22 protein-coding genes and 1 riboswitch are annotated in these 25077 nt (G+C 36.5%); of the genes, 15 read left to right on the top strand and 7 right to left on the bottom strand.

What is annotated here, in order from left to right:
• The first annotated feature begins 26 nt into the window (after nt 1-26).
• Nucleotides 27-1397 carry an FAD-dependent oxidoreductase gene (locus ACTYA4_RS07935; protein WP_443480860.1) on the top strand — a complete coding sequence of 457 codons (1371 nt, stop codon included), beginning with the start codon at nt 27-29 and terminating at the stop codon, nt 1395-1397.
• 405 nt (nt 1398-1802) lie between these two features.
• On the opposite strand, the gene ACTYA4_RS07930 is transcribed toward ACTYA4_RS07935, so the two are convergent.
• Nucleotides 1803-2771, bottom strand: a complete 969-nt coding sequence (locus ACTYA4_RS07930) for a bile acid:sodium symporter family protein (RefSeq protein ID WP_443480861.1) — start codon at nt 2769-2771, stop codon at nt 1803-1805.
• Between the two features lie 244 nt (nt 2772-3015).
• Between ACTYA4_RS07930 and ACTYA4_RS07925 the strand changes: the two genes are divergently transcribed.
• From ACTYA4_RS07925 to ACTYA4_RS07885, 9 genes are all read left to right on the top strand, one after another.
• On the top strand, nt 3016-3780 hold the full coding sequence (locus tag ACTYA4_RS07925; RefSeq protein WP_443480862.1) for an ABC transporter ATP-binding protein: 765 nt from the start codon (nt 3016-3018) through the stop codon (nt 3778-3780).
• Between the two features lie 22 nt (nt 3781-3802).
• Nucleotides 3803-4621 carry an ABC transporter permease gene (locus ACTYA4_RS07920; RefSeq protein ID WP_443480863.1) on the top strand — a complete coding sequence of 273 codons (819 nt, stop codon included), beginning with the start codon at nt 3803-3805 and terminating at the stop codon, nt 4619-4621.
• A 264-nt stretch (nt 4622-4885) separates the two neighbouring features.
• Entirely contained in the window at nt 4886-5911 is a 1026-nt protein-coding gene (locus ACTYA4_RS07915; protein WP_443480864.1) for an ABC transporter substrate-binding protein, read from the top strand.
• Nucleotides 5912-5972: 61 nt separating this feature from the next.
• Nucleotides 5973-6081, top strand: a riboswitch (TPP riboswitch).
• Nucleotides 6082-6212: 131 nt separating this feature from the next.
• Nucleotides 6213-6710, top strand: coding sequence for an energy coupling factor transporter S component ThiW (gene thiW, locus ACTYA4_RS07910; RefSeq protein ID WP_443480865.1), 498 nt, complete (start codon nt 6213-6215; stop codon nt 6708-6710).
• Nucleotides 6711-7265: 555 nt separating this feature from the next.
• Nucleotides 7266-8711, top strand: coding sequence for an aspartate ammonia-lyase (gene aspA / locus ACTYA4_RS07905; RefSeq protein WP_443480866.1), 1446 nt, complete (start codon nt 7266-7268; stop codon nt 8709-8711).
• Nucleotides 8712-8882: 171 nt separating this feature from the next.
• Entirely contained in the window at nt 8883-10124 is a 1242-nt protein-coding gene (locus tag ACTYA4_RS07900) for a PucR family transcriptional regulator (protein ID WP_443480867.1), read from the top strand.
• Nucleotides 10125-10259: 135 nt separating this feature from the next.
• Nucleotides 10260-11396, top strand: coding sequence for an alanine dehydrogenase (gene ald / locus ACTYA4_RS07895; protein WP_443480868.1), 1137 nt, complete (start codon nt 10260-10262; stop codon nt 11394-11396).
• Nucleotides 11397-11618: 222 nt separating this feature from the next.
• A complete protein-coding gene (locus tag ACTYA4_RS07890; RefSeq protein WP_443480869.1) occupies nt 11619-12560 on the top strand; it encodes an ABC transporter ATP-binding protein in 942 nt (313 codons plus the stop codon).
• Nucleotides 12557-13504 (top strand): ABC transporter permease, encoded by a 948-nt coding sequence (locus ACTYA4_RS07885; protein ID WP_443480870.1) that lies wholly within the window; start codon nt 12557-12559, stop codon nt 13502-13504. The genes ACTYA4_RS07890 and ACTYA4_RS07885 overlap by 4 nt, the downstream gene beginning before the upstream one ends.
• Nucleotides 13505-13918: 414 nt before the next feature.
• On the opposite strand, the gene ykzB is transcribed toward ACTYA4_RS07885, so the two are convergent.
• Nucleotides 13919-14056: a protein YkzB gene (gene ykzB, locus ACTYA4_RS07880; RefSeq protein WP_443480871.1), complete on the bottom strand. Its 138-nt coding sequence runs from the start codon at nt 14054-14056 to the stop codon at nt 13919-13921.
• 235 nt (nt 14057-14291) lie between these two features.
• On the opposite strand from ykzB, the gene ACTYA4_RS07875 reads away from it, so the two are divergent.
• From ACTYA4_RS07875 to ACTYA4_RS07860, 4 genes are all read left to right on the top strand, one after another.
• A complete protein-coding gene (locus ACTYA4_RS07875) occupies nt 14292-14618 on the top strand; it encodes a MerR family transcriptional regulator (protein ID WP_443480872.1) in 327 nt (108 codons plus the stop codon).
• Between the two features lie 358 nt (nt 14619-14976).
• Entirely contained in the window at nt 14977-15741 is a 765-nt protein-coding gene (locus tag ACTYA4_RS07870) for a threonine/serine exporter family protein (RefSeq protein ID WP_443480873.1), read from the top strand.
• A 12-nt stretch (nt 15742-15753) separates the two neighbouring features.
• Nucleotides 15754-16206, top strand: coding sequence for a threonine/serine exporter family protein (locus ACTYA4_RS07865; protein ID WP_443480874.1), 453 nt, complete (start codon nt 15754-15756; stop codon nt 16204-16206).
• Nucleotides 16207-16322: 116 nt separating this feature from the next.
• Entirely contained in the window at nt 16323-17222 is a 900-nt protein-coding gene (locus ACTYA4_RS07860) for an NAD(P)/FAD-dependent oxidoreductase (RefSeq protein ID WP_443480875.1), read from the top strand.
• Here the strand turns inward: ACTYA4_RS07860 and ACTYA4_RS07855 are convergent.
• Nucleotides 17219-17941, bottom strand: coding sequence for a class I SAM-dependent methyltransferase (locus ACTYA4_RS07855; protein ID WP_443480876.1), 723 nt, complete (start codon nt 17939-17941; stop codon nt 17219-17221). The two genes, ACTYA4_RS07860 and ACTYA4_RS07855, sit on opposite strands and share 4 nt — an antisense overlap.
• Nucleotides 17942-18128: 187 nt before the next feature.
• On the opposite strand from ACTYA4_RS07855, the gene ybaK reads away from it, so the two are divergent.
• Nucleotides 18129-18602 carry a Cys-tRNA(Pro) deacylase gene (gene ybaK, locus ACTYA4_RS07850; protein ID WP_443480877.1) on the top strand — a complete coding sequence of 158 codons (474 nt, stop codon included), beginning with the start codon at nt 18129-18131 and terminating at the stop codon, nt 18600-18602.
• 590 nt (nt 18603-19192) lie between these two features.
• Here the strand turns inward: ybaK and cydC are convergent.
• The 4 genes from cydC to ACTYA4_RS07830 are packed head-to-tail and all read right to left on the bottom strand — an operon-like array spanning nt 19193 to nt 25032.
• Nucleotides 19193-20914 carry a thiol reductant ABC exporter subunit CydC gene (gene cydC / locus ACTYA4_RS07845; protein WP_443480878.1) on the bottom strand — a complete coding sequence of 574 codons (1722 nt, stop codon included), beginning with the start codon at nt 20912-20914 and terminating at the stop codon, nt 19193-19195.
• Nucleotides 20915-20928: 14 nt separating this feature from the next.
• Nucleotides 20929-22620 carry a thiol reductant ABC exporter subunit CydD gene (gene cydD, locus ACTYA4_RS07840; protein WP_443480879.1) on the bottom strand — a complete coding sequence of 564 codons (1692 nt, stop codon included), beginning with the start codon at nt 22618-22620 and terminating at the stop codon, nt 20929-20931.
• Nucleotides 22620-23636 (bottom strand): cytochrome d ubiquinol oxidase subunit II, encoded by a 1017-nt coding sequence (cydB, locus tag ACTYA4_RS07835; protein WP_443480880.1) that lies wholly within the window; start codon nt 23634-23636, stop codon nt 22620-22622. The genes cydD and cydB overlap by 1 nt, the downstream gene beginning before the upstream one ends.
• The gene (locus ACTYA4_RS07830; RefSeq protein WP_443480881.1) at nt 23629-25032 is read right to left on the bottom strand and encodes a cytochrome ubiquinol oxidase subunit I; all 1404 of its coding nucleotides are present in this window, start codon (nt 25030-25032) and stop codon (nt 23629-23631) included. Before ACTYA4_RS07830 ends, cydB begins: the two co-directional genes overlap by 8 nt.
• Nucleotides 25033-25077 lie beyond the last annotated feature (45 nt).

The following is a 25077-nucleotide window of genomic DNA, read 5'->3' as shown; positions in this document are numbered from 1 at the left end:
AATTCATTACAAAAGGAGCTTTTTAAATGAAAGTAATTGTAATTGGATGTACTCATGCAGGAACAGCAGCAGTTAAGACATTAGCAAAATTAAACCAGAATATAGAGATTACTGTATATGAGAAAAATAATAATGTATCTTTTTTATCATGTGGCATTGCATTGTATGTTGGAGGAGTAGCAAAAGATGTCAGCCAATTGTTTTACTCTTCTCCGGATGAATTAACATCTCTTGGTGCTCAAATGTTTATGGAGCATGAGGTATTAGAGGTAGATACGGATAAAAAACAAGTTGTCGTAAAGGATTTAAAAACAGGCGAACAAAAAGTGGATAGCTATGATAAATTAGTGATGACAACAGGCTCTTGGCCAATAATTCCTCCGATTGAAGGAATTAAATTAGATAATATTTTATTATCCAAAAATTACAACCAGGCAAATGAGATAATCGAAAAAGCAAAAGACATCCAAAAAATAACCGTTATTGGCGCCGGATATATTGGAGTTGAGCTTGTAGAAGCGTTTAAGCTAAACGGAAAAGAAGTGACATTAATAGACGGAGTAGATCGAATATTAAACAAGTATTTAGATAAAGAATTTACCGATATAGTTGAGGAAGAATTCAGCAATCAAAATATTCAATTAGCGCTTAACCAAACGGTAACAAAATTTGAAGGAAATGAACAAGGCAAAGTAACAAAAGTAGTGACAACAAAGGGAGAGTATGAAACGGATCTTGTTATATTATGTGTTGGTTTCCGTCCAAACACAGGATTATTAGCAGGCAAGGTGGATTTGCTTCCAAACGGTGCAATCAAAATCAATGAGTATATGCAATCAAGCAATCCAGATATATATGCAGCAGGAGACAGCTGTGCGGTGAATTATAATCCAACAGGAGAAAAAGTGTATATTCCACTGGCAACAAATGCTGTAAGAATGGGAACGCTTGTCGGCTATAACATTGCTGGGAAGCCGTTAAAATATTTAGGTACGCAAGGTACGTCTGGACTGCATATTTTTGGATGGAGCATGGCTTCAACTGGATTAACGGAAATTACGGCAAAATCGAATAATATTCCTTATGAAATGGTGGAAGTAGTAGAAAATAATCGCCCAGAATTTATGCCAACCTTTGAGGAAATACGTTTAAAAGTATTGTACCATCAAGAAACAAGACATATAATCGGAGCGCAAATTATATCAAAAGCCGATATGACGCAAATGATGAACACATTATCTGTTTGTATACAAACAAAAATGACCATTGATGAGCTAGGCTTTACTGATTTCTTCTTCCAGCCACATTTTAATAAACCGTGGAACACATTAAATCAAGCTGGTCTATTAGCGGTAGCAGAAAGGGAAGAAGCAGAACAAAAAGCGGTGCATATATAAGAAAGGGCGGTTAGATAAACATTTGTTATAAGCTAAACAACTGTTTATTCCAATAAAAAGGGAACTCCTATATATTAGGAAGTCCCTTTTGTATTTTTTATAGGAATCTTAAAGACACAATCGAAAAAAAAGAGAAGATTTGTCTAATAGAAGGCATCTCAAGGACAAAATCAAGGGAAAAAGAGAAGATTTGTCTAATAGAAGGTGTCTCAAAGACAAAATCAAGGAAAATAAACCAAGTTTTGTCCTAGTACCATAATTGAATATTTTACAAGTTAGATAACGGTCCAGCTTCAATGCCTATCCTAAAGAAAAAAATAATCTCTTGTCTCCAAAAGTAAAGAGCACACTTCTGGGCCAAGAGATCATTTTTCTTCAGTGCTAACAATCGTGCCTACGCCTTTCTTACTGTTTCACCGCTGTTTTTATCGAAGCCGGCTTCGAATAGACCATTTTGATCAGATGTCCATAAAAAGCAGCAAGTATTTGTTGGAACAACATGCCGATGACAACTGGTACTGCTACTTGAGGCGGGAAAAAGCTAACCGCCAAAACAGCTCCTGCGCTAATATTCCTCATTCCGCCAGTATAGATCATCCCAATCACTTCATCTTTATTTCTTTTCGTTAATACGCCAAGAATCCATGCGAAAAAGTAGCCAGATAAAGCGATAAAAAAGATAGTTAGTGCAATTTGAATAAACTTTTTATCAATATGGCGTAAATAGGGAGCAACAACAGAGCTATTAATGCCAACAACTGCTGCTAAACCTAGCTTTGAAAAAGGGGCTAACGTTTTATTCCATTTCTCTGCAACAGACTTGGAATAAAACTGGTTAATGGCCATGCCAGCAATAGAAGGAAGGACAATCATTCCTAATAACCCCTTCATCATTCCCCATACTTCTAGATGAACCGTTTCTCCAACGAATAAAGACATGCTAAAAGGAACAAGAAAAGGAGAAAGCAACGTATCTAAAAGGATAATGGCTAATGTAAGCGGCACGTTTCCTTTATACATCGAAACCCAAATAACACTCGTGATGCCAGTTGGAATAACAACGGCTAATGTTAAACCCGTGATCGTTAATGGGTCATTTTGAAAAAATAAATGTCCAATCGCAAATGCCCATATCGGGGTGATTAGGTGAAGAACAGCTAAAGTTAAAATTAATGATAATGGATGTGTTATTGTATGCTTCACTGATTTGAAGTTAGATGTAAGACTTCCAGTGAAGGTCATTGCAGCAAAAATCCATGGAACTAAAAAGGAAAAATGGTGCAGAAAACTAGATAGAATGACTCCGATAATAACACTTGTAGGAGTTAGAAGCGGCATCCATTTTCCGAGAAATGCATTTAAACTTTGTAACATTTACAGGACTCCAATCGAGATTACTATTCTTCTAAGAATAAATTAGTGTAATTTGTTTCATTATAGCAAAAGAGATCGTACTGTAACGGGAATTTTCGAAATTTTTGTAACTTTTGTTACTGTAACATAATCATTCTTCCTAATACCTAATGTATGTACCATTTTCCACTTAGAATACTTGCAAAACGAAAACATATACATAAAAAAAGTGGTTCTTTTCAAAAGCTCCGATTGGAGGACAGCTATGGTTAAGTTAGAAGTGAGAAATAACAGTAAAGTGTTTAAAAAAGCAGGCAAAGAATTTTATGCTTTACAAGATACAAGCTTAAATATTTCAGAGGGAGCGTTTGTTAGTATTATTGGTCCCAGCGGCTGTGGGAAATCTACCTTATTTAATATTATTGCAGGTCTTATTAAACCAACAACAGGAAGCGTGCTGTTAGATGGAAAAGATATTGTCGGGAAAAATGGTTATGTAGGATACATGCTTCAAAAAGATTTATTGCTGCCATGGAGAACGATTCTTCATAACGTCATTTTAGGTCTTGAAGTAAAAGGAATTTCGAAAAAAGAGGCAAAAGCAAGAGCAATGCCGCTTCTCAAAAATTACGGATTAGGAGGATTTGAACATCATTATCCGGATGAATTATCAGGGGGCATGAGACAAAGAGCAGCCCTTTTGCGTACACTTTTATATGATCAAGATATTATTTTATTAGATGAACCGTTTGGAGCGTTAGATGCGCAAACAAGGTTAAAGATGCAGCAATGGCTTCTGCAAATATGGGCAGATTTTAAAAAAACGGTCCTTTTTATTACCCATGATATTGACGAAGCCCTTTTTTTATCAGATGAAATATATGTACTGACACCGAGGCCAGGAAGGATAAAAGAGAAGATAACCATTTCATTAGAAAGGCCAAGAAATGAGAACACCTTATTAACTACAGACTTTATGGAGCTTAAGAAATATATTTTAAAATTGTTGGAAAACAACGAAAACGAATAAAAAAAGGAAAGGAGAAAAACCAGTGACAACAAAACAAACAAATACCTTTCCATATATTGAAGATGAAGAAGCAGAGGCTAAAAAAAGGAAACGTATTACTTTTTACGGTCAGTGGGCAATTGGTATTTTATTTGTTGTTTTATGGGAGCTGCTGACAAAATGGCAAATCATTGATGCTTATTATTGGAGTAGTCCTACAACTATATGGAAAACAGCATTGGTTGCTTTTTCGGAGGGAACGTTGCTTGATGATCTTCTATATACCTCGGCTGCTACCATTTTAGGTTTTATATTAGGCACATTTTTTGGAGCATTGATAGGGTTGTCTTTTTGGTGGTCGTATTATTATTCGAGAATTTCTGAACCATATTTAATTGCCTTTAATGCGGTTCCAAAGCTTGCTTTAGCACCAGTCCTTGTTATTCTGTTTGGAATTGGCTTTAGTTCGAAGGTTGTATTGGCATTTATGATGACGGTTATTGTTACGGCATTAGCTGCATATAGTGGAGTAAAAAGCGTAGATACAGATTTAGAAAAGCTTCTCTACTCTTTAGGAGCAAAAAAAAGGCATGTTTTTACAAAAGTAGTGATTCCAACAAGTATGCCGTGGATTATTAGCAGCTTAAAAATAAATATTGCTTTAGCATTAGCAGGCACGATTGTAGGCGAGTTCATCAGCTCCAGACAAGGTATCGGAAGAATGATTTTATATGCCGGACAAATCTTGAATATTAACCTTGTTTGGGTAGGCGTTGTCGTTTTGTCCATTCTTTCTATCGTTATGTATCTTGCAACCGTTTGGATTGAAAAGGTATTGCTAAAAGGAAGACATGGAAATTAACAACAGGTAGTAAAAAGAAAGGAATGCAATACCATTTTACAAAAAAATGAATATCTCTGTCGTTGCAAAACACGAAATACTCTCTATAAAACAACCACCCACCTCTTACTATTCCCACTTCTTAATAGACATAAATATACCTTTCTTTTTTATTTTATGGCTATGTTAAAGCTCATTGTTGATTTTGGCACTATGTTGATTGGAGCGGAAATCAACAGGCAAGTTTAACAGAGCCTATTATATATATAAAAAGGGGGATTTACGTTGAAAAAATGCAAGCTGTTGTTTATTGCTTGTCTAGGTTTTATGCTTTTACTTGCAGGGTGTACAAATGACAAGAAGGAGCCCGCTGATGGAAAGAGCAAGGGATTAAAAAAGATTGTGATAGCCGAACCTGTGCACTTAATTGGTTATTTGCCATTATATGTAGCAATAGAGGAAGGATATTTTAAAGAGGAGGGGCTAGATGTAGAAGTGATTACGGCAACAGGAGGAGCGCACGTGACATCCGTTGTCAGCGGAGATGCGTGGGGAAACATAGGAGGACCTGAATCGAATCAGATGGCCAATACAGGAAGTTCAGATCCGATTGTATCTGTTGTGAACGTGGTAAATCGGGCAAACGTATACTTAATGGGGAATAGCGATGAAAAAATAGACAGTACAAATAAAGAAGCATTAGCAGACTACTTAAAAGGAAAAACAATCGCAGCAGGCCGTTTTGGCGGCAGCCCAAATTTATTAACAAGATGGCTGTTAATGGATTTAGGATTAGATCCAGAGAAAGATGTTTCGTTGGAAGAGCCGGCTGATGCTGGTGCGGTCGTTTCGTTAGTAGATTCAGGCAAAGCAGATATTGCAAACGGTGCAGAGCCGCAAATAACTGAGGGCATCAAAAAAGGGGTATGGCAAGAGCCGTTTTATAGTTTCGCTAGCTTAGGAGATTATCCATATTCCGTATTAAGTGTAAAACAATCTACGATAGATAAAAATCCGAAAACAGTGGAAAGCTTTGTAAAGGCTGTTTTAAAAGGATTAAAAGCAGTCAATGAGAATCCAGATTTAGCAATGAAAGTATTAAAAGCGGAATTTCCTTCGACTCCAGTAGAAAGTTTACAGGCATCACTGGACCGGGCATATGCAGACAGCTTATGGAGTAAAGATGGATTTATTTCAAAAGAGTCTCTTGCAAAACCAATGGAAGTGGTAGAAAAAACAGGAGTGTATACAAAGGGGTATGACTACGATAAATTAATCGATATGCAGTTTGTTGAAAAATTATCAAAATGATCATCCTAAATACACTTTTCGGTTCATAGAAAATAGGTTAAGATTAAAAAATAAGCAAAGTATTGACTACTAGGGGTGCCAGTGGCTGGCTGAGAAAAAAACAAACCGTTTTTTAACCCTAATAACCTGATCTGGATGATGCCAGCGTAGGGAAGTAGTGGATGATTCTCTATTTCTTGTTGACTAAAAGTCAGGTCTTTTTGGACCTGGCTTTTTTTGATGGTTACAGTCAATATCCAAAAAAGTGTGTTTCTTTTCGACCGCTTTTCGCTTAAATAATTGTAAGTGAGGAATAAATAGGATGAAAAAAGTAAATCAGCTAGTATTAATGGCTTTATTTACAGCAATTGGTACATTCGGTTCAACTGTTCTTTGGTTTCCAGCAGGAATTGCTAAAGCATACCCAGTCCAGCACGCATTAAATGTCATAGCAGCTGTACTGTTAGGGCCTATCCCTGCAGTTATTATTGCTTTTATGACATCTTTATTAAGAAATCTTATGGGGACAGGGTCGCTGTTGGCTTTTCCAGGAAGTATGATTGGTGCATTACTTGCCGGGTATTTGTATCACAAAACGGCAAAAACGTATTTCGCTTCGTTAGGAGAATTTATTGGCACAGGAGTTATTGCATCTTTAGTGGCAGTACCTTATGCAAGTATTTTGATGGGAACAAAAACAGGCGCCTTTTTCTTCTTGCCTTCTTTTGCTGTCAGCAGTTTAGCAGGCTCTATCATTGGTTTGTTATTAGTGAATCGATTAGTAAAAATGAAAAATATTACATTAATAAAGCAAGGTTAAGAAATGAAGGACTTTCCTAAAGTCGGATAACCGAATTTTGGGGAAAGCCCTTTTTTTATTAAAAACGAACTAAAGGAGTCTTTGTATAATATATTAGTATACTATTAACGTTTATGACTGACTTAAATATCTTTTGTTGAGGCAATAGATAACATAATAGTTAAATAGTTTTTCCTCTTTTTTCAAGAATAATACATCTTTTCACCTATTTTTGTATGATGAAATGGGGAAGGATGTAAGTGAAAATGAATCTAAAGTAGTGTGTTCAGCAAATCTAATTTTGAAATATTTCGTAAATAAATATAGTCTTTTGATTTTTTTTGTAGATTTTACTCTAGATATTTCTTTATCCATTTTTTCGATATTATTTAACAAAAAAACAGTAGAAATAATAATTTGAAAAGTATTGTCATGAATTTAGAATGGGGATTATAATGACACGTAACGTTAGAAAAAGTCACATGATTAGTTTTATGACGAGAGTTTATTTATGGGTGATAATTGTTGATTACGTTAGCCCTTCATAAAATAGGAGATAATAAAGGTGGAATGGAAATGTCAAATCATAAAGAAAGAGTGGAAGAAGATTTCTTAGGAACGAAAGAACTTCCTATAGATGCATATTATGGTATACAAACGTTGCGTGCGGTGGAAAATTTCCCAATTACGGGATATCGTATTCATGAAGAATTAATTAAAGCTTTAGCGATAGTGAAAAAAGCAGCAGCTTTAGCAAATATGGACGTAAAACGTTTAGATAATAGATTAGGGCATGCAATTGTACAAGCATCAGATGAAATTATAGAAGGTAAATGGCATGATCAGTTTATTGTAGATCCTATTCAAGGCGGGGCTGGCACATCCATGAATATGAATGCAAATGAAGTGATTGCCAATCGTGCGCTTGAATTGCTGGGCTATGGCAAGGGAGAGTATATTCATCTAAGTCCTAATAACCATGTTAATATGTCTCAATCCACAAATGATGCATTTCCAACGGCCATTCATATTGCAACGCTTAATCTCTTAAAAAGCTTGCTACAAACAATGACCTACATGCGTAGTGTCTTCCAAAAAAAGGCGCAGCAATTTGATCATATTATAAAAATGGGGCGTACGCATTTGCAAGATGCCGTTCCAATCCGCCTTGGGCAAGAATTTGAGGCATACAGCAGGGTGTTGGAACGTGATATAAAACGCATTCAACAATCGCATCAACATTTATATGAAGTAAATATGGGGGCAACAGCTGTTGGAACGGGCTTGAATGCGGATCCACGTTATATAGAGAATGTTGTGAAATACTTGGCGAAAATTAGTGGTTTTCCATTAATAAAAGCAGAGCACCTTGTTGATGCAACTCAAAATACAGATGCATATACAGAAGTATCAGCTTCATTAAAAGTATGTATGATGAATATGTCAAAGATTTGTGATGATTTACGTTTAATGGCATCTGGTCCTCGTGCAGGATTAGCGGAAATTACATTGCCGGCACGGCAGCCGGGTTCTTCGATTATGCCGGGAAAAGTTAATCCGGTTATGGCAGAAGTTATCAATCAAATCGCGTTCCAGGTTATTGGAAACGACAATACTATCTGTCTAGCATCAAAAGCAGGCCAGTTTGAATTAAATGTAATGGAACCGGTCCTTGTTTTTAATTTGATTCAATCTATTAGTATAATGAACAACGGATTTCGAGCATTTACAGAGAATTGCTTGATTGGTATTGAAGCAAATGAACATCGCTTGAAAGAGTATGTGGAAAAAAGCGTAGGAACGATCACAGCTATAAATCCTCATGTTGGTTATGAAATCGCAGCGAAAATTGCTAGAGAAGCCATCTTAAAAGGAAAGTCTGTCCGAGAGCTTTGCCTGCAGCATGGGTTGCTAACGGAAGAAGAGTTGAATTTAATTTTGAATCCTTATGAGATGACCCATCCTGGAATTGCAGGCGGGAGTCTTTTGGAAGGAAGTAAGAAAAAAAGCATTCAAAAATGAAAAAATGCCAAACAGGAGACCTATTGAAGGTATCCTGTTTTTTCATGAACCCGCCTATTCTAATTAAGTATTGTTGGATAAGAATGAAACGAGCTAAAATAGAAGGAGTAAGTATGTTACGATAATCAGGAATAATGCTAAACCTACAATGGAAAAGGAAGGAGCAGGCTGATGTCGAATGAGCCGTTAAATCCGTTCCGACGGGAAATGTATGATTCCCTTGAAAGCTTTGTCGATCATGTAAGTGAATTTTTTGGCTGTCCTATTACGTTGGAAGATACTCATCATCGTGTTTTAGTATATAGCAGTCACGGTGAGGAAACAGATATAGTTCGTATTTCTACGATTATTAGCCGTAAAGTTCCCGAAAAAATCATTAATCGTTTGTGGAAGGATGGCGTCATTCCTCAATTGCTGAAAAGCAAAAGACCAATTCGAATTAAGGAGAAAAAAGAAATTGGCTTAGGCAATCGGGTTGCCGTTTCGATTTGGAGAGGGGAAGAAGTAATTGGCTATATTTGGGCGGTCGAAATAAATAATTATTTAACAGAACAGCAAATGAAGCAATTGGAATATGCAGCAGCAGCTGGAAAGCATTTGCTCTCCCGTTTTGGCAAAAGCAAAGGACCATCGAGCCAAGATAACCAGGAGTTTTTTTGGAGGCTGCTAACTGGTCATGTTAAGGAGCAAGAAGCGGAAGTGAAGTTAAAAGAAGTTGGCATTCCTCCATTTGATCAGTTCACCATCATGGTATTCCGATTTAATAACATCATCAGCAAAGAAGTAGAACGACATATTTTCTATTTATTAAAAATAGCCGAAGAAGTAAAAATTTCATTTTCAACCATAGACGATAATGAGTTAATTATTTTGGTCACCCCAATCGAAAAGCGTGTAAATCCATCGATAACGTATAACAAATTTATTCAAAGTTTTCCAAAACATTTAAAAGAAAGATTTGATATTTTACATGTTAAAGGAGGATTTGGTGGAATCTACAAAGAACTTATACATGTAAAGAAAAGTTACAAGGAAGCGAAAACAGTGATAGAAGTTCAGGAGAAGTTTCCTGCTGAAGCAGATTCTTTTTTTAACTATCAAGATTTAGGCATTTATCAATTTTTAGATATTTTATTAGAAAAGAGACTGCAAGACGGGTTTGAAAATATCGCGATTCAAAAGTTAACAGAATACGATCATAGCCATAATACGGAGTTGCTTGCAACTTTAGAAGCGTATTTAGATGAAAGTGAAAGTGTGCAAAAAACCGCAGCGCGTCTCCATATTCATGCGAATACGTTAACATATCGATTAAAAAGAATAGCGGAAATCATGGATGTAAATTTATCGATGCCTGCTCAAAAGTTTATGTTATATTTAGATTTAAAGCTGATGCACTGGCGTAAAAAATAAGGTTTGTGAATTTTCACAAAAGACCTGTTATACTTTTATTCTTTTAAACAATGATAAATATTTCTATCCGCCTTATGATGATGTTAAGAAATCTAACGTAATAACGTAAGGAAACTTTACAAGGAGGAATAAGAGATGATTATTGGTATCCCGAAAGAAATAAAAAATAACGAGAACAGGGTTGCGATTACTCCTTCAGGTGTATCTTTCTTAAAAAAAGGTGGACATGAGGTATTAGTTGAAAATAACGCAGGTATTGGCAGTGGCTTCACTAATGAAGAATATGCAGATGCTGGAGCGAAAATTATCAGCGCAGCAGCAGAAGTTTGGAATGCATCTGACATGGTTATTAAAGTAAAAGAACCGTTAGCATCTGAATATGTATATTTCCGAAAAGGTCTTATCTTATTTACTTATTTACACTTGGCAGCAGAAAAAGAACTTGCTCAAGCGTTGGCGGAAAAAGGGGTCACTGCGATTGCGTATGAAACAATTGAAGTGAATGGAAAGCTGCCGCTTTTAACGCCGATGAGTGAGGTTGCTGGAAGAATGGCAGTACAAATCGGCGCTCAATTTTTAGAACAGCCGCATGGCGGGAAAGGCATTCTGCTTGCAGGTGTACCAGGAGTGAAGAAAGGAAATGTAACGATCATCGGTGGTGGTATTGTTGGCACAAACGCTGCGAAAATCGCGATTGGCCTCGGAGCGAATGTTACATTATTAGATTTGAATCCAGAGAGATTAAGAGAGTTGGATAATCAATTTGGTGCAAGTTTGAATACCGTTATTTCTAATCCAGCAAATATAGAAGAGGCAGTATTGGAAGCAGACTTAGTTATCGGTGCAGTATTAATTCCTGGAGCAAAAGCGCCTAAGCTTGTAACAGAAGAAATGGTGAAGAAAATGTCGCCAGGTTCCGTTATTGTCGATGTGGCGATTGATCAAGGTGGTATTTTTGAAACAGTTGATCATATTACAACGCATGATAATCCAACCTATGTAAAACACGGCGTTGTTCATTATGCAGTAGCGAATATGCCAGGGGCAGTTCCAAGAACATCAACAATCGCCTTAACAAATGTGACAATCCCATATGCGCTGCAAATTGCCAATCAAGGGGCAGTAGCAGCGATTGAAAATAATTATGCTATTAAACAAGGTGTAAACACTTTTGATGGTAAAATTACGTATGCGCCAGTTGCGAAAGACCTTGGCTATGAGTATGTATCTGTCCAAGAAGTGATAAATAATTTATCAAAAACATCTGTTTAATATAAATCTCTAATTTCCATGTAAGGTAAATAAATAACAGCCGGTTTCTCTTGGATCAGTTTAGAAGAGACCGGCTTTTTTGTCTTTTCTCCATTTAACTTCCAAAAAAAATGAAACTATTTTTGAAAAAAAGACGTATATAGAATAGTATGGTATTTTTATACAGCTTCGGTGATAAAACAAAAAATATGAAAAGTCATTATAAAAAGAAAGGAGCAAGTTATGTCTCGATATGCTTTAGAAGTTAAAAACTTAACAAAAACCATTCGAAACAAAACGATTGTAGATTCTGTCAGTTTTTCGGTTGAAAAGGGGGAGGTATTTGGACTGTTAGGACCGAACGGAGCAGGGAAAACGACGATTATTCGAATGATAGTCGGCTTAATAAACAGAACAAAAGGTGAAGTTGTCATTAATGGACACTCTTTAGACAGTTCTTTTGCTCATGCGATGAGCAGCATTGGCGCCATTGTCGAAAATCCTGAATTCTATAAATATATGAGTGGATATAAGAACTTGCGCCACTATGCAAGAATGGCCAAAAAGCAAATAACAGAAGAGCGTATTCGTGAAGTAGCCAAAATAGTAGGGTTAGAGAAGGCGATGCATCAAAAAGTAAGAACCTATTCGTTAGGGATGCGTCAACGTTTAGGAGTTGCTCAAGCGTTATTACATAATCCTGCCATCCTTATTTTAGATGAGCCGACAAACGGACTTGATCCGCAAGGAATAAAAGAATTCCGCAACTACCTTCATGAGTTGGCAGAGCAAGGAATATCCGTGTTAGTTTCGTCTCATTTATTAGCGGAGATGGAGCTGATGTGCCATCGGTTTGCGATTATTGAGAAGGGGGAATTAATCCATATTTCCACAATGGATGAAACTATAAAAGAAGACGAAGAGGATATTAGAGAGGTTATATTTGAAGTAGATCAGCCTGAAAAAGCGCTGCCTCTTTTAAATAATAGTAATATTAAATTTGAATTTGTCACACAGAATAAAACAGAACTAACACTCAAGTTAACGAAACTAGCTGTTTCACTTGTGAACAAGCTATTTGTAGAAAACGATATTTCTGTATATGGCATTAATGTTAGAAAACTAACCCTTGAAGACAGATTTTTAGAGATTACTAGTCAAAAAGGAGAGAAGCAAACGGTATGATTGGTTTAATTCATAATGAACTCATCAAAACATTTGAAAAGAAAATGAGCTGGATATTTGCCATTGTGCTTATTGTGGCATTAATAGGGGCAGGATTGCTTGTTCAAAGAACATCGGATAAGCAAAAAGGGGATACATGGCAGGAATCGGTACAGATGGAAATAAAGGATCTTCAAGAACAGCAAAAAAAAGCGCCTGATCAATACCAAAAGGAAGATATAGCAGGTCAAATCATGCAAAAACAGTGGAACTTAAAAGAAAATGTTAATCCCTATCCTACGAATTGGTCGTTTATGAATGATTGGGTCATTGGTTTAAAAGCATTGGTAACTCTTTTTGTTGTGATTATGTGTGCGGGAAATATTTCATCCGAGTATTCAGATGGAACGATTAAACAATTGCTGATAAGACCACACAGGCGCTGGGCTATTTTACTGTCTAAATATATTTCCATGCTAATCTATGCGTTATTTTTATTGGTCGTTTTGCTTGTATTTGGCTACATTGTCGGGATAATATTTTTTGGAACGGGTAATTTTGTAGATAAAATCGGAGCTTATACCGAAGTTGGTATGGCAGCTGTCAGCGGCGGAAGTCATTTCTTTAAGATATTTGCTTATTATTTGCCAGGTCTTTTAATGATTATTACTATGGCCTTTATGTTATCAACATTATTTAAAAACCAGGCAGTCGCAGTTGGTGTAGGCATATTTGTCCTATTTTCCTCTTCTACGATTGGCGGCCTCATAGTAGGTTATGCAAAAAAGTATACATGGACTAAAGCGTTAATTTTCCCTCATTTAGACCAAACGATATTTGTTATGCAAGATAAGATATTAGAAAATATTACGATGCCGATGTCATTAGGAATATTATGTGTGTATTATGTTATCTTTATGGTCATTACGTTTCTGTTTTTCCAAAAACGAGATATTAGCATTTAATATAGAAAGGGAAGGTTTCTGTTGAGTAGAGGCCTTCTTTTTCTTTTAAATAAAAATTACTAAAATAAAGATTATTAAAAAAATTTCGGCATTTACTTGATGTTATTTGTCTATTCCATTAAAATAATGTTAGATTTCCTAACCTTCTAATAAAAAATGCACTTATTGTGGACTTTTTAGATTAATAAAAGCTGTTATCGGTATTAATGATGGAAGAATCATTAACATCGGAAATGCGGAAACCTTGATATAATGGATGATATGTTTCCTAATATGATTGATGACAAGTTAAGAGTTTTCCCGATTATGATAAAAAGTCGGACGACAACAGCTGCTAAATGCAGATTATGGGTCCAACTATAATGTGAAAATAAGGATTTATGGTTATTGAAAAGAATGAAAAACGATAGCAATTTAGCTGTTTTGAATAATTCGAAGTATATCGTGAGCGTGGTCACCTGCAACTGCTGTGAAGTTTTCCCAAATTTCATCCCGCAGAAGATCTAGTTCAACAATTTTTTTCGCTAAATCAATTGCTTCCTTGTTAATCATTTCAAATAATACTCCTCTCGATTTTAGAAAAATGTATGCATATATCTTGTTTGGCAGATATAATATGCATTTTATAGGAAAAAAAGAAAATATACATCTATATTGTAAGGTATTCTGACCTATTTTTTTAATTAGATGTCAGAAAATCTGACAAAAATGGTTTTGTTTTTGGTTAATAGTATTATAATTGCAAATAATGAGATAAATAACTACTTCAATGAGGTGGGAGGATAAAATGGATCACGAACCATCCTATAAAAAAAGAAAAGTTATTACGATTGGTGTTGTCAGTGAATTAACAGGATTAACAGAGAGACAAATAAGATATTACGAACAACGAAAATTGATTTTTCCAGAAAGACCAGAACGAGGAAATCGGAAATATTCTTTTTCGGATGTGGAGCGACTGATAGAAATTGCCAACAAACGAGAAGAAGGTGTTCGTACACATGAAATTAGACAGGAAATTATGAAGAAAAATAAAGAAGAAGAAGAACGCAAAGTAAAAAAACAAATGCTGCGTGGGCAAATTAATGCACGATTTGGTATTCAAAAAGATTAGAAAATAACGGTTTAAAATGCCTCGCGTTTATCAGCCTGAACTTCCCCTCGCATCCCCATGTGAAAAGGAGAATAAGTCTAACCTATTGAAGGCGGCGTGAGCGGAGCGATTCCTTTCTATATACGTATAAAAACAAGATACAAAGCACTCTGATTCTATCTGCACACGTAAAGCAGGCGAAGCTCCGTCCCTTTTTCCACAAGTCCTTGTAACTAGCAAAGGACTTTTTTTGCGCCTTAATTAGTTATAGATTTATACAAGGGAATTCTATAAACTTTACTTTAGATCGGTATGTAAAAAAATCGGTGTTATATACTAAACAAAAAGCTGTTTAAGAAAGAATCAGGAGCGATTTTTTATGGGATATATATCTAAAGAAAAGACATGTGACATCATTGAGGTATGTTTGCTTGCTGGCAGAATTATGTTAAGAAACGGTGCAGAAACTTATCGTGTAGAAGATACAATGATAAGAATTGCAAATGCTTTTGGGGTAGAATATTCCGATAGCTATGTGACCCCAACAGGAATAATTTTTACTTTGGAAGGGTTAGAACAAACGAACACAAAACTGATTCGTATTATCGAAAGAACAACAAATTTAGAGAAAGTTGTCAAAGTAAATGATGTTTCTAGAAAAATCAGTACTGGCGACCTTTCTATTGAAGAGGCGTATCATTTATTAAAAGAAATAGAAAAAGAGAAAAGTACATACAGTGACTGGGAGAGAGTTGTTGCTGCAGCATTAGCAAGCGGTTGTTTTCTGATTATGTTTCAAGGTGTTTGGGGAGATTTTTTCCCAGCGTTTATTGCTGGTGGAACAGGGCTATTATGTTCCATTTATTTTCACAGGGTAGTGCAAATTAAGTTTTTTGCAGAATTTTTAGCTGCGTTCCTTGTAGGACTGATTGCCTTTTCAGCGGTTTATCTTGGTTTTGGCAAAGAAGTGGATAAAATTATTATCGGATCAGTTATGCCGTTAGTTCCTGGATTGTCCATAACAAATGCCGTTAGAGATTTAATGGCAGGGCATTTAGTGGCCGGCATTTCTAAAGGGGCAGAAGCCTTTTTAACTGCATTTGCGATTGGTTCCGGAATCGCAGTTTTGTTTGTACTTTTATAAGGAGTTGCGACTATGATTACTTTTTTTGAACAAGCCCTTACAAGTTTTGTTGCATCATCCGCTTTTGCGGTGATATTTCATACTCCTAGAAAAATGCTGCTTCCATGCGGTTTTGTTGGAATGTGTGGCTGGGTTGCTTATTGGTTTACTGTTTATTATGATATAGATGCGGTTCCTGCAACGATAATAGGAGCCTTTCTAGTAGCAATTATTAGTCTTTTTTTCGCTAAAAAATATAAAAAGCCTGTTATTATTTTTAGCGTAGCAGGTATTATCCCACTTGTGCCAGGGGGGATGGCGTATGATGCGATGCGGAACTTTGTTGAAAATAATTATACCGATGCAGTAAGTTTAGCTGCAAAGGCTTTTCTTATATCTGGATCCATTGCAATGGGATTAATGTTTTCTGAAGTTTTTAATCAATTAATATATAAAGTTAATTATAAAAAGAAAGCAAGTAATTAGTAGGGGATATCTACTTTTTACTTGCTTTCTTCTTTTTGTCTAAATAAGAATAAAAATGGGTTTTTTCTGAAAATCTATACGAATGGATACAAAAATTTTTATTAGTGGGAGGATTTATGAATACATATGATTGCATTATTGTAGGCGGAGGCATAGCTGGTTTGCAGGCGGCCATTCAATTAGGGCGGTATCAGCATAAAGTGTTAATTATTGATTCCAATCATGGCAGATCTACTTTATGTCGAAGCTATCATAATATTTTGGGCTATCCGGATGGAATAAGTGGAGCAGAATTACGTACAATCGGTCAAAAACAAGCAAGCAGCTTAGGCGTTTCCTTTTTGCAGTCAACGGTTTTACATGCGGAAAAAAGGAATGGAGAATTTATATTATCAACAGAGTCGCAAGAACAATTTCATGCAAAAAGGCTGTTATTAGCAACGGGTATTATCGATACAATCCCACCTTTTCCTGAGTTGTTTCCTTGTTTAGGAATAAGCGTATATGTTTGTCCGGATTGTGACGGCTATGAAGTAAAAGGGAAAAAGACTGTGGTGATTGGAAACGGAGAGGTTGGGGCCAATATGGCGTTAACTTTAACTTACTGGACAAAAGACATCCTTTATATCAATCATGGCGGAGAGAAATTAGATGTAGAAGTAGAAAAAAAGCTGCAAGAACAAAACATCTCCTATATAAATAAAAGAATAAAAGAGGTAAAAACAGACGGAGCAAAACTAAAAAGCTATGTTTTAGAAGGGGAGATCGAAGTAAAGGCAGAACATAGCTTTATCGCATTTGGCAAAAATAAAGTAAAGTCCGATTTGGCAAAACAGTTAGGTATCGAGCTTTTGAGTAATCAGCATATTGTAGTGGATAGTCGTACAAAAATGACCAATATCAAAAATGTATGGGCAGCTGGCGATGTTGCAGCACATTCTGAACAAGTGACGATTGCGATGGGGGAAGGATCACAGGCCGCTATTTGGATCCATAAATCTTTGCTGGAAAACTAACAAGTCGCTCGATAAACGCGGTAACCGATAATGTTGCCATAAACATATAAGATGTGGGAATGCTCCATTAATTTGTTTTCCATCTCAGTATTTCTGGGAGCGGTAAGATCTAAGCCGTCTTCGTCTATTTCTGGTGAGGATGCCAAATATGAGAAAACAGAGTGTGCAGCTTTAATGTCAACGGATGCAAAACCTGCTTCTTTTATCTCGTATATCCATTCTTGTTCTGTCAAAACTTTTTCAATTCCATAGACAGAACACATATTATGTTGTTCATTCGACGTTAATTTTCTTTCGGAGGTCATTTCCAACACAAGCAGCACCCCATTTGGTTTTAGTACACGTTGTAACTCTTTTAATGATTTCTTCCAATTCGTGAAAATAAGAACGGATTCAACAAGAATAATATTAAAGCTATGATCATGAAAAGGCAGTTTTTCCACATTTCCTTGAAACAATCGAATCGGAAGCTGTTCTTTTTGAAAACGATGCCGGGCTCTCTTTACCATTGTAGGATGATAATCGATACTCGTTACATGACAAGGGTAATTTTTTTTTATATAAGCAGATGTTTGCCCGGTGCCACATCCAGCGTCAAGCAATTCTGTAGCTGCTGTTATATGCTCTTGTTCCAATAACGATTTCGTTAAAGACAATCCGCCTGGATGAGCACCGTTTACGCCATAATAAGCAAGCGCATCTTGATAGGTTGGTTTCATCTGGTTCCTCCTCGAATAAAGAAAAAGTCTTTAGAGTGCAAAATAACATTTGCTCTAAAACCTAAGCCTGAAAGACTTTTAATACTATATGGAGGTTTTTCGAAATTTGTTCATAAGAAGAGAAAGGAGGGCTATTTTCCTTTTGCTATAATAAGGACAAGAGTATAAAAGGAAGAAGGGGAATAAGATGGCACAAGCGAAAACAAATGCGATGCGTTTTTTAGATAGTCATGAAATTGCTTATGAAATCTATACATATAACAATAAGGACGGAAAAATAGATGGAATATCCGTTGCTGATAAAATCAATAAAGATGTTCAAATGGTTTACAAAACATTGGTTGTGAAAGGCAGCAATGATATTTATGTGTGTGTAATTCCAGTAGCAGAGGAGCTTGATTTAAAAAAAGTCGCCAAAGTGGTAAAGGAAAAGAAAATAGAAATGGTTGCCGTAAAAGATATTCAAAAATTGACAGGATATATTCGCGGTGGTTGTTCCCCAATAGGAATGAAAAAGAAGTATCAAACAATCATCGATGAAAGTGCTTCAAACCTTGCATCCATCATTGTAAGCGCTGGAAAAATTGGCATGCAAATCGAGTTGGAAGTGATGAATTTGCAAGAGGCAACAGATGCGTTATTAGCAGATGTTATTCATTAGCAGCGAAAGGTAGTGTGTCTCTATGATGGATCTGTGGGATATATTAACTCCTATTATCTATATAACGATTGTGTTCAATTTATATTACTCATATAGAGCTTACAAAAAAAGAATCCATTGCTAATTTTATTATTAGTATATTAATCAATTGCTGTATAGGGTTTCTAGCTCTATGGTCCATCGGAATTTTGTTGTTTATTATGGCTGGAATTCAGGCGCTAATTTTATTTAGATTAATACAGCGTGAAGATAGAAGGAGTTAGGGCTAAGAATGATGTTGGTTTGGAGAAGCGTTCGCTCGACTCCTGCGGGATTAGCGAGAAAGGCGAGACCCCGCAGGAGCAAAGTGACGAGGAGGCTCGGCGCTCGCCCCGCGGAAAGCGAGCGATAAGCTTCGGAAAACCCCTTTTAACAGAGCTTATTTTCAGGGTAGCCAATTTTTAAAAAGAAAGCATCATCTAAAATATAGATGATGACTCTCAACGTTTTTTATTACTTCAATAGTCAGCCCCGTTTTTTCCAATCTTCAAATTTGTCGGTCACGAAACCAGTTAATCTGAAGCTATTTGCAACATTAATCAAACGTTTGATTAAAAACTTGGATGATCAAGACGATATAATTGTTTGTAACGAGGATTCGCTGCTAATAGCTCCTCATGTGTACCGCGCATCTCAATTTTCCCGCCATTCATAAAGATGATTTCATCCATTTCTTCTATACCGACTAAATGGTGAGTAATCCAGATGATCGATTTCCCTTTCAAACTTGCAAAAATAGTTTTTAACAGCTCTTTTTCTGTTCGAGGATCTAAACTTGCATTCGGTTCATCCATAATGACAACAGGTGTATTTTGCAGAAGAATCCTTGCAAGTGCGACCCGCTGTTTTTCTCCTCCTGAAAAGCGCTGGCCAGTTTCTTGCATAAATGTATCTAAGCCATCTGGCAAGGTTTCCACCAATTTTTCGAGCTGCGCTAGTTTTATTGCTCTTTTGATATCTTCTTCTGATGCTTCCTCGATTCCTAGGGTTACATTATTTCGCAGCGTCGTATCAAATAAATGAGGATTTTGATTCAAAACAGAAATGATAGAAGCACTGTTTTCATGGAAAGAAAAAGCATCTCGACCATTAAACGTCACTTTTCCGGCAGTTGGAATAAGCGCCCCTTGAATCAGCTTTAGCAAAGTCGATTTCCCCGCACCGCTTCTCCCGATAATAGCGATTTTTTTTCCTTGAGGAATAGAAAGGCTCACATCAGAAACAGAAAAGTCCTTCTCGTTTTCATAAGAAAAACTCACTGAATCAACTTGAATATTGACTGTACTACCCTCTAGAACAGCCTCGTTATTACAAGGTGCATTGCTTGCTGTTAACTTTTTTAATCTTGCTAACGAGTCCTGATAAGCAGGGATTTTTTCAAAAGCATCGGAAATAATGAAAAAAGCTTCCAAGACAGGAAAAGCAACCAAAATAATGGCGGCAATTACTGTAGCGGAAATCGTTCCCTCTGCATACTGCTGGCTTGACCAAAGAGTTAACGAAATAATAATAACGGCTGCAATGCCCTGCGCAAGCAAGTTTCTCCATCTTGAAAAGCGCTGTAATTGATTATTGATGGCAGCAACAGCAGCTTCCTCTTTTTCATAACCAGCAATAAAGCTTGTCGTGCGGCCGCTGATTACCCAATCACTTATGCCAAGAATGCTGTCTGTTAAGCTTTGATATAAGCCATTTCTTTTCTGTTTGAATGCTTTTTGTTTTTTCTTGATAAACAACAATGAAAGGATTGGCAAAATAACTAATAATACAGCAAGATAACAGCCAATAAGAAGAGCGAATGGAACGTCCAACATCCCGATTGAAAACACCACTACAACATATAAAAAAATAGCAGAGATGGTTGGGAAAATCGTTCGTAAATAAATATATTGCAGCTGTTCAATGTCTTCCGCTAATATACCGAGCATATCTCCCATTTTGAAACGGCTTTTTAAAAACAGTGCTTGCGTTTCTAATATACGATAAAGCTTCACTCTCATCTTTGATAAGATTCGCAGGACGGTATCATGTCCGGCCAGCCTTTCTAAATAAGCAAAAACGGCACGACCTATGCCGAAAGTTCTGACACCAACAATCGGTATATACACAAGTAGTATATTTTCTACAGGAATTGCAGCTTTAGAAATTAAGTACCCGGATGTAAAAGTAAGCATAGCTGCTGTAAGAACAGTAAGAAAGCTTATAAGAATGATAAAGATAATTCGCGGGACATTTCCTTTTATAAACGGAACAATCCATTTTTCCTGATTCATGTTCTATTCACTCCTTACGCTTTCAGCAGCCTGTAATAGGCACCTTTTTTTGCAACTAACTCTTTATGTGTTCCTATTTCTACTATTTGCCCTTTATCTAATACAAATAGAAGATCCATTTCTTCCATCCAGTGCAAGCGATGGGTCGCAAGAAAAACTAATTTTTCGTTAAATAGGGGCAGCATCGTTTTCTTCAGCTCAAATTCTGTTTCAATATCTAAATGGGATGTCGGTTCATCCAATAACATCACAGGGCGGTTGCTTAAATAGGCCCGTGCTAACGCGACGCGCTGCTCCTGCCCGCCGCTCAGTGTTCTGCCCCCATCTCCTAATAATTCATCTAAACCGTTTGGAAATGTTGTATACAGTTCATACAAACCGGTTGCTTTTAAAGCGTCAACCACTTCTCCGTCCGTTGCCTCAGGAGAATAGAAGCGAATATTATCTCTTAATGAAAGACTGAATATATAAGGAGACTGTGGAATATAAGTAGTCTGCTGTCTCCAGCTATCATTTGTTAAGCTTGTTTTACTCCCATTTAAAGCAATCGAACCAACAGTATGACGGGAAAAACCACTTAATATATCAATGAGGGTAGATTTTCCAGCTCCACTTTCTCCGACAATTCCGATTTTTTTCACACCATGAAGATGAAAGGTGATATCGTGCAATGTCTCTTCTTCGTCTTCGTGATGACGAAAGCCAACGGAATGAAAAGAGAGTTCATTAATAGTAGAACCAATAACATTGCGGTCTTCCTTATTTATTTTTTTGCCAAGAATTGTTTGAATCGATTCACCCGCTTCTTTTCCATTTAATGTAGCATGATAATCTGCGCCAACCATTCGAACGGGAAGAAAATATTCTGGTGCTAACATTAAAATAGTGAGTGCTGGCAATAAAGTTAAATGTTCATTTATTAATCGAACACCTAAATTAACGGCAACTGAAGCTACTGACAATGAAGTGAAAAAGTCTAATGAAAAAGAAGAGAGAAAGGCAACTCTTAATGTTTTCATCGTGGCAGAACGATACTGTTCGCTGACTTTTTTAATATTTTCACTATGTTTTTTGCTTTTTCCAAGAAATTTAAGTGTCTCCAACCCTCTTAAAGAATCTAAAAAGTGATTGGATAAAATTCGGTATGTAGCCCATTGCCGGTTCATTTGGCCTTTTGCAGCAAGTCCGACTAAGATAAGAAAGCCAATTAAAATCGGCATCGTGATTGTTAAAATAATGCCGGATATCCAATCCATCCAATAAACATAGAGAAGCAGCATCGGCGGAATAACTGCTGTTGCAATCATTCTTGGAAGAATTAGCTCTAAATACGTTTTAAATTGCGAGATTCCTTCTATTACAAGGGTGGAAACTGTACCACTTCCTTGTTTTTTCGTAAATTTAGGTCCGAGTTGAAATAATTTCGTCAATAGTTGAAATCGTAAGTTTTTGCTCGTTTTTTCTGCAAAATCTGATGAGATTTTTTGCTGCATAAGATGAAGAAAATGACGGGCGATAAATGCGAACAAAAACAATATGATTTCCTCATATTGTTTTTGAAGTGATTCACCCTTATATAACGCAACGATTACTTCTGCAAGCCATTTGGCCTGCAGAATAATCGCTGCACCTTGTATAATGATTAACAGTGTTAATATAAAGAGAATCGGCTTGATCCCTTTAAATTTAAGTAAATCTTGTTTCATTAATATTCAAGATGAGACTTCTCAGTAACTCTTTTGCGGAATACAATATAGCTCCATATTTGATACCCAAGTACAAAAGGCAATAAGGTAAGAGCCACAATTGTCATTACTTTTAAAGAATAGTTACCAGAAGCTGCGTTTGAAATCGTTAAGCTGAAAGTTTCACTAATCGAGCTGATCATTACTCTTGGGAATAAGCCGATAAAAACTGCTGCAAAGGATAGGATGATAACGCCGCCTGTCATGCCAAACGCCCAGCCATCTCTTTTTCTAGAAATAAAGAAGCCAGCAAGAACAAATACGATGACACCTAATCCGAATATCGCAGTTAAAATTTCACCTCGAGCATCAAAAATATCTGATTTAATATACGTCAGAATCGAAAATGCCGCTAATAAAATTCCTAAAAGAGGCAGTAGCTTTTGTGCTGTTTTGCGAGCACGATTTTGTAAATCTCCAACAGTGCGAAGGGTTGTAAACATAAGGCCATGAACTAAACAAAGAATTAAAACGGTTAAACCGCCAACTAGTGTATAGTAGTTCACGATATCAAAAAAGCCAGCTTTTAATTCCATGTTTTTATCGATTGGCAAACCTTGCATGAAACAAGCAAATACGACGCCAAATAAAAGCGGAGGCAACAAGCTTCCTAAAAAGATGCAAACATCCCAAGATTTCTTCCATAAGGGGCTGTCGCCTTTTGCACGGAATTCAAATCCAGTAGCACGGATAATCAATGCTAATAATACAACAACAAGTGGTGTATAAAATCCACTGAAAAGCGTAGCATACCAGTGAGGGAAAGCAGCAAATAAAGCGCCCCCAGCCGTAATCAGCCAAACTTCATTCGCATCCCAGAAAGGGCCGATAGAATTAATTAAAATACGTCTTTCCATATCATTTTTTGCAATAATCTGCGTGGACATGCCAACACCGAAATCAAATCCTTCTAAAAAGAAAAACCCAATGAATAAAACAGCGACTAATATAAACCAAAGAACATTTAACTCAAGCATGGAAACCCTCCTTCGCAAATGGGTCATTGTTTACTTTACTATCTTTTTTGTCTAGCATATAGGGTCCTTTTTTAATTACTTTCACGTATAAAAAGGCCATGATGACAGCTAGAATTGCATAGATGGTTGAAAATGTAATCAAAGAAAATAATACTTGACCGGCACTTACACTAGGAGAAATACTGTCTTCTGTTGTCATTAGACCAAACACAGTCCAAGGCTGTCTGCCGATTTCTGTCATAATCCATCCTGAAGTATTTGCAATAAATGGCAAAGATATACTTGCGATCATTAAACGGTAAAAGACTTTATTTGATTTTGTTGTTAACTTTTTCTTCCATGCTAAATACACACCGTATATGCCTAATAGAATCATCGCTACACCTGCAGCAATCATAATTCTAAAGCTCCAGAATGTTGTTTTTACTGGTGGGATATAGTTGCGCTCCCCATATTTAGCTGTATACTCTGCTTGCAGCTCGTTCATGCCTTTTACACTGCCTGACAGCGTATTATAAGAAAGAATACTTAGTGCATAAGGAATTTTTATTTCATTTGAGTTTTGTTTCTTTTCTACATCAATGTTAGCGGACATAGTCCATGGTGCTGGATCTTCACTTCTATCCCAGAGACCTTCACTAGCTGCCATTTTCATTGGCTGTGTTTTCACTAAGTATTGTGCTTGGCTGTGGCCGGCAACAGCTGTTAAAAAGGAAGCAGAAAGAGCAACTGCAATTCCGATTTGGAATGATTTTTTGAAAAATTCGACTTCTTGTTTTTTTAACATTTTGTAGGCGCTAATGCCTGTTACGAGAAAAGCGCCAGTTGCTAATGCACCTAAAACTGTGTGCGGGAATTCTACAAGTACTTGACCGTTTGTAATGAGGGCAAAGAAGTCATTCATTTCTGCACGGCCGTTGTTTGTTTCAAATCCAACAGGATGCTGCATAAAGGAGTTAGCGACAAGAATCCAAAAGGCGGAAATTGTTGTACCAAGAGCAGTTAGCCAAATGCATGCTAAATGAACTTTTTTCGATAATCTTTCCCATCCAAAAATCCACAAACCGATAAAGGTTGATTCCATAAAAAATGCAAGAAGTGCCTCAATCGCAAGTGGTGCACCAAACACATCGCCAACAAATCGAGAATAATTAGACCAGTTCATGCCAAATTGGAATTCTTGGAGAATTCCTGTAACGATTCCGATAACGAAATTAATAAGAAATAGCTTTCCCCAGAATTTCGCCATCTTTTTATATTCTTCATTGCCACTTTTTACATACATTGTTTCCATGATTGCGATTAGAAATACTAATCCAATAGAAATTGGTACGAATATAAAGTGGAAAATGGTAGTGGAAGCAAATTGTAAACGTGATAGAAATACCATATCCATGTATTTCTCCTCCTTTTCTTTTATGTTCCCATTTTTCGGGAGATA

The organism is Niallia yueguangensis, assembly GCF_052663115.1.
The sequence above is the reverse complement of the archived record's forward strand: the minus strand, read 5'-3'. Positions and strand labels throughout refer to the sequence as shown.